This is a genomic window from Eggerthella sp. (assembly GCF_048329335.1).
In the GTDB taxonomy this organism is placed as follows: Bacteria; Actinomycetota; Coriobacteriia; order Coriobacteriales; family Eggerthellaceae; genus Eggerthella; species Eggerthella lenta.
The window spans coordinates 1-8,657 of sequence record NZ_DBFEGU010000313.1; the positions used below are offsets into that span (position 1 = coordinate 1).

The window sequence follows — 8,657 nt, forward strand, 5'->3', positions numbered from 1 at the left end:
CGCCGGCGTTCACCATGATCTCGCCCCATTTTCCGAACGACTTCAGCATGATGGCCGCCATCGACGGGTCGGCCATGCTGCCGACTTCCGCTTGCGAGTACACGCCGAGGGGCAGAAGCGACACGACGATGTAGAGCGCCAGCGTGACGAGGAAGCCGATGGTGGTTGCTTTGCGCACTGCGGCCTGCGATTTCGCCTTGCCCGACACGACCACGGCGCCCTCGATGCCCAGGAACAGCCACAGCGTGACCAGCATCGTGGACGAAACCTGAGGCATGACGTTGCTGAAGTCCAAGGTCAATGCCACGCCGTCTTTCATGCCCCAGAAGCCTTCCATGAACACCGAGAACTTGAACACGGTGGCCACGGCCAGGATGAAGATGAACACGGGCAGCAGCTTGCCGATGGTGCCGATGATGTTCAGGAAGCTGGTGGACTTCGCGCCGCGCAGGGCCAGCAGGTACATGATCCACGTGATGATGGAGCCGCCGATGATGGACGGAATGTTATTGCCGCCCGTGAAGTCGGGCACGAAGTAGTTCAGCGTGGCCATGACGAGCACTGAGTAGGCAACAAGCGCGAAGCAGTTGCAAATCCAGTAGCCGTACGCCACGAAGAAGCCGATCAGCTTGCCGAAGCCTTTCTCGGCGTACGTGTACAGGCCGTTCGTGAGCTCGGGTCGCGCGGCCGACAGGATGCGGAACGTGTTCGCGATGAACCAGATGCCGATGCCGGTGACGACCCAGGCGATGATGATGGCTCCTGCGGAGGCGTCTGCGGCCATGTTCTGGGGGAGGTTGTAGATGCCTCCGCCGATCATGGCGCTGATGACGATGCCTACCAGGCCGATCAGGCCAACTTTTTTCGAGCTGTCCTGGGCCGATGATCCGCCGGAACCGGAAGCGGTTTTGTCTGCCATGTTTCCAGTCCTTGTCTAAACGTGATCGAGCCGCCCGGGGGTTGCCTGGACGGCTCGATCAGGGGGATACCGTCGGTTACGCGATGTCCGTGAGCGGCTCGAAGTCCATTTGCTTGAGCCAGTCGGACAGGTGCAGGTTGTTGAGCGAGGCGAATCCGGTAGCGGGCACGGCGTTGCGGGCCAGCGTGACGTAGGGACCCACCGTGATGGCGTTGCCGATCTCGCCCGGCTTCATCATGCGGTGAGCGAAGCCCACGTAGGTGCGGTCGAACAGCACGTTCTGGTCGCGGCCGCACTCGACGACGGACCAGACGATAGCTTTGCGATGCTGCTCGAGGAACGCGATCATGTCCTCTTCGTTGTCGTTCTCGGTCCACACGCCGGCATCCTCGATGAACAGGTCGGCCGCGAAGTCGCGATCGGCGGAAAGGGAGATGGCGATGAAGGACCACACGCCGTAGCCTTCGCCCTCCTTGAGCGGGCGGTCGGTCTTCGGGCGGTAGGCGACGACGCCCTTGTTCGCGCAGATGGTGTGCGCGCCCGGAATGGGATGGTAGCGGCGGTTCTGCTCGGTGCCGAACAGCTCCACGCCTGCGCTCAGCAGCGGGGCGGCGTCGTACACTTCCAGCTCGCGGCCGTTCCACTGCTTCTCGGTGAACAGCGGCTTGCTCTTGCCGTTGTCGACCGAGTCGTGGCGGGCGAGGTCGTAGCCCCACACCTGTCCGGCCATGCCGCAGAACGACGAGGCGGTCAGCATGTTGATCTGGCCGACGTACGCATCGGCGGCCTCGGCCTTGTCGTACGTGACGATGCGGTCGACCAGCTCGTCGTTGGTCTTCTCCACCGTGCCTGCCGAAACCTTCAGCACGGACACGTAGCCGTTGCCGTAGGCGCCGGGCATGCCGTATCCGTCGCAGTAGTCGTCGTACGGACTGATGGCCGTCTTGTCGATATGCGGCGCGCGCATGGTTGCATGGTGGTTTGCCTCGCGAGCGATAGTGCGGTTGCGTCGCTCCTCAACGTTCTTCATGGATGGAACTCCTTTCGTATGCGAACGATTTCAGCGCCGATTGTAGGACCCCTCGTGCGTGTGGAATTTCGCAGGGGGGTTTCGATGGCGAGCCGTGCTTTGCCCGACGATGCGCCGTCACGAAGATGAAAGGAAGGTGTTGCCGGGATTCGTCGCATCTCTTGACGGTGCTGTTGACATACCGTATATTACAAACGTTATATAACGGTTGTAATATACGGGAGGGTGAGGATGCCGGAGCAGAAAGTGGGGCGCGAGACGGTGCTCGATGCTGCACTGGGCTTGCTGCGAGAGAGGGGAGAAACGGCGCTGAGCGCACGGACGGTGGCCGAGCGGGCGGGCTGCTCGGTGCAGCCGATCTACAGCTTGTTCGGCGACATGCGAGGACTCGTGCACGCACTGTACGACCATGCGCGCGCGTGGGTCGCGGCGTACAACCGCGAGCATGTGGACGACGGCCGTAATGCGTTCGAGGCGAATGGGTTGTCGCATCTGCGCCTTGCGCGCACGGAGCGTCATTTGTTCCAATTCCTGTACCTATCTCCGCACATGGAGGCGACGAGCTTCGCGGAAGTGTACGAGAGCGTGGCCATCAACGGCGTGCAGCAATGCATCGAGGAGCTGGGGCATCTGTCGCCCGCGGCGGCGCGCGCGCTGTACCTGCACATGATCGTGTACACCCACGGTATGGCGGCCATGCTGGTTGCGGGCGCGCAATTTTCCGACGAGGAACTGGGCGAACGCTTGAACGAGGCCTTCACGGGTCTGCTGACGTTGGTGAGATGAGGGAAACCATGGAGGAGTCGGAGAGAAGTTGTGCGAGCGATGCTTCACGTGAAGCATCGGGTGTTTCAGAACGTATGTTGCATGATGCCGCCTCGGCCGAGACGCGAGCGGGGGAGCCGAATGGTCCGATGCGAGGCGGGCGAGGACGTGTAGCCGCGCGGTCGGCCGACGAGGTGCGCGGGTCGGCAGCGCGCTCGGCCGACGAGGTACGTGCGCGGCGCGAACGGGGAAGGAAGCGGCAGAACGCGCGGAGGCTGGCCCTGCTCGTGTCGTTTCTGCTGTTCCCGGTCATCATCTTCTACTTCTCGCCGGCGCTGATCATCGAGGGCGCCTTGGAAGGGGCGGTGGCTGCCAGCATGCTCGTGTTCTGCCTGCAGTTCTTGTCGGCTATCGTGCTGCGTCGCGCGTGGTGCGGGTGGTTGTGCCCGGCGGGCGGCCTGCAGGAGCTTGAGGCGACCGCCGTAGGCAAGCCCGCGAAACTGGGGTGGAGGGCGCGCGTCAAGTATGTGATCTGGGTGCCGTGGGTGTGCTCCATCGTAGCGTGCGCATGGATCGCCGGTGGTTTCACGACGGTCGACCCGTTGTACGGCATACCGGGCGGCGTGTCTATGAACAGCCCTTTGGGATTGCCTATCTATTTCGGCATCGTGGCGCTGTTCTTCGTTCCCAATCTGCTCTTGGGGCGTCGCGCCATGTGCCACTGCATCTGCTGGATGGCGCCGTTCATGGTATTGGGCGAGAAACTGGGTTCGGCGCTGCGGGTTCCGCAACTGCGCATCGAGGCCGATCCGAATGGCTGCATCGGCTGCGGGAAGTGCGACCGCGCGTGTCCGATGAGCCTGCCGGTGCAAGACCTCCTGGCCGGCGGTGCCGTCGCCGACGCCGAATGCATCCAGTGCGCCGCCTGTGCCGACGTATGTCCCAAGGGCGTGCTGCGTCTGCGCATGGGCCGCATGCGGTAAGCGAGCCCGAATCGGAATGTATCACGTGAAACATTAGTACTGTTTGTCCACTTCGATCAGCGCATGCCCTTCTTTCGAATAACGTCTGGCGAGGGGAGCGCCGCGCAACCTCAATCCGGTCGAAAAAAATTGCACGCGTCTGTTGACCCTCACGTAACGTGAGGGTGTACGCTGGTTGCACGCAGGAAAGGAGGCGCGCATGGAACGGGAACGGACGGGCGTCGGGTACACGGTGCACGAGTTGGCCGAGCTGTCGGGATGCACGGTGCGCACGCTGCATCATTACGACGATCTGGGGCTGGTGCCCGCGCAGCGCGCCAACAACGGGTACCGGCGCTACGGCGCGGCCGAAGTCGACCGGCTGCATCAGGTGCTGCTGTACCGGGAATGCGGCATGCCGCTTGCTGCCATCGGGCGTTTGCTGGACGACCCCGCGTTCGATGCGCGCGACGCGCTGGCCGGCCACCTGCGCGAGCTGCATGCGCGCAAGCGGCGATTGGACGGATTGATCGCGAGCGTGGAGAAGACGCTCGCCTGTATGGAAGGTTCTGCAACCATGGAAGACGAAGAGAAGTTCGAGGCGTTCAAGCAAGGCCTCGTGGACGAGAACGAGCAGCGCTACGGCAAGGAGGTGCGCGAGCGTTGGGGCGACGATGCGGCCGATGCGAGCAACGCGAAGCTCATGGGCATGAGCGTCGAGCAGTACCGCCGAACCCAGGAGTTGGAGCAGGGCGTCAAGGATGCGCTGGTGGCAGCGATGGCCGCGGGCGACCCGACGGGCGAGGACGCGCACCGCGCGGCCGACCTGCACCGCCAATGGCTGTGCAAATTCTGGAAAGACGGAACGTATTCGAAGGCCGCGCACCTCGGCCTAGCCGAGATGTACGTGGCCGACGACCGCTTCAAGGCCTACTACGAGGCCGTCGCCCCCGGTGCTGCGGAATTCCTCCGCGACGCCATCAAGGCGTACTGCGCATAGGAACGTGCGCCCCGTCGCCATTCGCGGCGGCGGGGCGGCATCTTCGCTCGTAAAACACGCCTCGGCTCCCAACGCGTGTTTTACGAGCGAAGATGCTTCGCCGGAGCGTGGTTATTCTTCTTCGCTTGCGAGCAGGCAGGTTGCTTCTAAGGCTTGCGACAGCTCCTCCTCGGTTGGCAGGCAGAGCACGTACTGCGATGCGAAGATCCCCTTCTTATCGGCGAGGACGGAATACTTGGCTACCGCCTCGTTGCGATTCGCGCAGAGGACGATGCCGATGGTTGGATTGTCGTCAGGCTGGGTGCATTGGTCGTCGAACAGGCGAACGTAGAAGTCCATCTGCCCGACATCCTGGGGCGTGAGCTTCCCGGTTTTCAGGTCGATCAGGACGAAGCATTTGAGGACGTAGTGATAGAACACGAGGTCGATGTAGTAGTGGTCGCCATCGGCGCTGACTCGCTGCTGGCGCGCGACGAACGAGAACCCCTTCCCCAACTCCAATAGAAATTGCTGGAGTTTGTCCATGAGCGCTTGCTCTAAATCCGTTTCCAGGTAGTTCGAGTTGCCGTTCAGATCGAGGAAGTCGAGCACGTAGGGGTCTTTGAGGATGCCGTCGGCTTTAGTTGGCGGCTCGAGGTTCTGGATCTCTTGTCGAACCTCGTCTTTTCCTTCTGCGCGAGTGGCCAAAAGCCGTTCGTAGTAGAACGAGTGGATCTGCCGGTCGAGTTGTCGTACCGTCCAGCGCTCTTCGACGGCGGAGCGCACGTAGAAGTCGCGACGGACGGGATCATCTATGCGTATGATCAGGCGATAATGAGACCAACTCAATTCCGCACACAGTGTGTGCGGAATTGGGAAAGCTTGATAGAATTGCCGCATAGCTTGAAGATTTCGTTCCGTGAACCCCTTTCCGAATTCGGCTGTCAGCCGTTCGGACAGGTATTCCATCAGATGCTGGCCGTATTCGGCGCGGTCGCCCTGCGCTTCGACGATTTGCCGGCCGATCTCCCAATATGCGGAAACCATCGCGTCGTTGACTGCCGCCGCCGCTTTCGTGCGCGCGGTTTCGAGTGCGGTGCGAACCGATTGATAGACGGCTTCGTCCGGGGAAGGATCGTAGATCTGCGCCATGGACAGCCTCCTTTCGAGAAGGCGGCTGTCCTTTGCGGGAAAGTTAGGGTAGCACCCAACCAGTGAATACGATGCGCTTCATTATACAGAACATCAGTTCGTTTATCAAGCCTCGTCTTCCGTCAGATCCAATCGGTTGATGCGGTCGGCCAGGTCGGCGCCGCGTTCGTAGAACAGGAGGTCTTCGTTGTGAGCGAAGTAGCGCTCGCAGCCGTGGTCGTTGATGAAGGCCATGCCGTAGCGGTTCACGGACAGGTCGGTGACCAGCAGCAGCATCTCCTGGCCATTGCGGAACGCGTCCTCCACGAAGCGGAAGGCGTTGTCCAAAGCGCTCGACACGGCCGCGATGCGCGCGTCCAGCGCATCGACCATTTCCCCGAACAAAGCTTTCACCTGCGAGAACGGCACCCCGCCGCCCGCAGCGTCGCAGCGCAGCGCGCGGTCGATCAGCGCAAGCGCGCGCTGGTAGGCCACGTACTTCTCGTCCGACAGCAGGCCCGCTTTGCGCTCGGTGTCCAAGCGTGCTTGGAGCGAGGCGGCTTCTTCGCGCAGGAGGGGCAGCGCGTTCGCGTCGTCGACGGTCAGCGCATCCCGCATCGCCGCCAGCCGTCCGTGCGCGAACTCCACCGCGCGCTCTTCCATCACGGCGTCGCGCAACCGTCCGCCCAAGGCGTCCGTGATCAGTCCCATGAGCGATACCCGTTCGTCGAACGCCGCCTCGCGGGCGCGTTCGACCACGCTCTGTTCCGCGGAGCCTTCCAGTATGCGTTCGATCTGGTAGTCGGCGCGGTACTTCGTGAACAGGTCGTAGTACACGCTGAAGCGCTTCGCAATCTCACCGTTCTGCACGTACTGGCCGATCAGCAGCTCGTCCACCGGGATGTCCTGCTCCTCGTACAGCTTCATCATGGCGGAGAGGTCGTCCCAGCCGCGCGCCGTGACGAACGACTTGCCGTCCACGGTGGTCTCCACGCGGTAGAAGTGATCGCGCTCGATGTCGAGGTACGTGAGCACGGCGGGGTGCACGCCCGTCTCCACGGCGAAGTCGCGCCAGGCGGCGAAATCAGGCTCCACGTCGATGCGCTTGAGGCGGTCCCAGGTGGCGATGTCGAAATCGTGCGCCGTGCGGTTGTACTCGGGCGGGTTGCCGGCCGTAACCACGATCCATCCGTCAGGCACGCGGTGGCGTCCGAAGATCTTGTACTGCAAAAACTGCAGCATCGCGGGCGTCAGCGTTTCCGACACGCAGTTGATCTCGTCGAGGAACAGGATGCCCTCGTGCTTGCCGGTGGCCTCCATCGCGTCGTACACGGCGGCGATGATCTCGCTCATCGTGTATTCGGACACGTCGTATTCCACGCCGTCGTACGTCTTCTTCGCGATGAACGGCAAGCCGAGCGCGCTTTGGCGCGTGTGGTGCGTCATCGAATACGACACGAACCCCACGTCGAGGTCCTGGGCGATCTGCTCCATGATGGCCGTCTTCCCGATGCCGGGCGCGCCCAGCAGGAACACGGGGCGCTGCCGTTCGGTGGGCAGACGGTAGTTGCCGAACTCGTCCTTCGAAAAGTACGCCAGCATGGCGTTTTTGATCTGCTGCTTTGCCTGACGGATGTCCATGATTCCTCCTGACGGCTTTCCGTGGCGGCCGCCTAGCCGCTCACCCCCTCGTCGCTTTCGCACACGACCCGGCCGCTCGGCCGGGAAATGTGTTTGCGAACAATTCACCGGATTGTTCGCTAGCTCAAGCTCCTCGGCGCTTCGTGGCTATGCGACTCGCCACGGAAACCCTGTTCCTCCATTGCTGACATTTCTTCCAATACGACGGTTTCGTCGAGCTCCACTTTCATGGCCCACGCAGGGACGTTCGGACTCGCGGCGGCCGAGGCGTCGTCGACGAAGACGAACGCGGTGTCGTAATCGGGCTTGCGGGCGGGATAGGTTCCCTGCCCGTCGGTGAAGTAGATGAGGCCGCCCAGGTTCACGAGGTCGCCGCGCTCCACGGCGTCGTCCACGTAGGCGAACACGGGGCGGAAGTCCGTGCCGCCCAATCCTTTGATCTCGAGGCCGTCCAGGTAGTCGTCCAGATCGCGCAGGTTCGAGATGCGCGCGACGTCCGTGATGGCGGCGTCGCATTGCACGATGAGCACGTTCATGTCGGCGAAGAAGCTGGTCTCTTGGCTGAGGATGGCGTACGTCTTCTCGATGAAACGGCGCACGAGGCCGTCCTTGGTGGAGGCCGAGGTGTCGATGGCGATGACGAAGTCGCGGATGCGCCGCTCTTCCACGTATTCCAACGGCTCGATGAGCGGGAGGTTGCCGTAGCGCTTGAGCCCGTAGCAGTAATAAACGTAGTCGAACTCGTCGTCGTTCACGCGGATCTGCTCGCCCATCCGGGCGAACTTGCGCAGGAACTCGCGATAGTCCTGCTTCTCGCGCGTCACGGCGCGCAGGTTCATGGCAAGGTTCGCGCCCTCGACGCCCCACAGCTTCGCGTAGGCGTCAAGCTGCACGCCCATCTCGTAGGCCGCGCTCTTCCACTGCTCCTTGGACCGATCTAGGTTCACCGTGTCGGCGAAGCGGTCGTCGATGGAGCGTCCTACCTGTTCGGGAGCCTCTTTCTGCACGATGTCGTCCTGGCTGACCGCCTGGTGCGACTTGTGGTTCGGCTTCGCCTGGTCGGCATCGGACGGCATCTCCATGTCGGTTCCGCTCGTGGCGGATTGGGCCGACGCGGCTCCGTCCTGCGCGTCCGCCCCCTCATCGCGTTCGCCCTCTTCCGAATTCGTTTTGCGGGCCTCCGCTGCGGCTGCGAGGCGGTACCAGGGCTCATGGTCGTCCATGTAGAAC

Annotated in this window: 8 protein-coding genes; 3 read left to right on the plus strand and 5 right to left on the minus strand. The window is 62.6% G+C overall.

Annotated features, from left to right (window positions below; genetic code table 11):
- Positions 1-919 (minus strand): amino acid permease (locus ACMO6A_RS09860; RefSeq protein ID WP_418471177.1); only part of this gene is annotated, 919 nt, incomplete at its 3' end.
- Positions 920-995: 76 nt separating this feature from the next.
- On the minus strand, positions 996-1,949 hold the full coding sequence (gene hdcA / locus ACMO6A_RS09865) for a histidine decarboxylase, pyruvoyl type (RefSeq protein ID WP_009609386.1): 954 nt from the start codon (positions 1,947-1,949) through the stop codon (positions 996-998).
- 231 nt (positions 1,950-2,180) lie between these two features.
- Here hdcA and ACMO6A_RS09870 point away from each other — a divergent pair, with 231 nt between their 5' ends.
- The 3 genes from ACMO6A_RS09870 to ACMO6A_RS09880 all read left to right on the plus strand — a co-directional run bounded on the left by ACMO6A_RS09870 (position 2,181) and on the right by ACMO6A_RS09880 (position 4,676).
- Complete coding sequence (locus ACMO6A_RS09870) at positions 2,181-2,735, plus strand: TetR/AcrR family transcriptional regulator (protein WP_009609388.1); 555 nt, start codon at positions 2,181-2,183, stop codon at positions 2,733-2,735.
- Between the two features lie 128 nt (positions 2,736-2,863).
- Entirely contained in the window at positions 2,864-3,697 is an 834-nt protein-coding gene (locus ACMO6A_RS09875; RefSeq protein WP_227111434.1) for a 4Fe-4S binding protein, read from the plus strand.
- 199 nt (positions 3,698-3,896) lie between these two features.
- A complete protein-coding gene (locus ACMO6A_RS09880; protein WP_009609417.1) occupies positions 3,897-4,676 on the plus strand; it encodes a MerR family transcriptional regulator in 780 nt (259 codons plus the stop codon).
- A 111-nt stretch (positions 4,677-4,787) separates the two neighbouring features.
- Here the strand turns inward: ACMO6A_RS09880 and ACMO6A_RS09885 are convergent, their stop codons facing one another.
- The 3 genes from ACMO6A_RS09885 to ACMO6A_RS09895 all read right to left on the minus strand — a co-directional run.
- Positions 4,788-5,807 carry a PDDEXK nuclease domain-containing protein gene (locus ACMO6A_RS09885; RefSeq protein ID WP_009609370.1) on the minus strand — a complete coding sequence of 340 codons (1,020 nt, stop codon included), beginning with the start codon at positions 5,805-5,807 and terminating at the stop codon, positions 4,788-4,790.
- Between the two features lie 105 nt (positions 5,808-5,912).
- Complete coding sequence (locus tag ACMO6A_RS09890; RefSeq protein ID WP_009306622.1) at positions 5,913-7,427, minus strand: ATP-binding protein; 1,515 nt, start codon at positions 7,425-7,427, stop codon at positions 5,913-5,915.
- Between the two features lie 119 nt (positions 7,428-7,546).
- On the minus strand, positions 7,547-8,657 hold a 1,111-nt coding region (locus ACMO6A_RS09895; protein WP_418471178.1), incomplete at its 5' end, for a VWA-like domain-containing protein.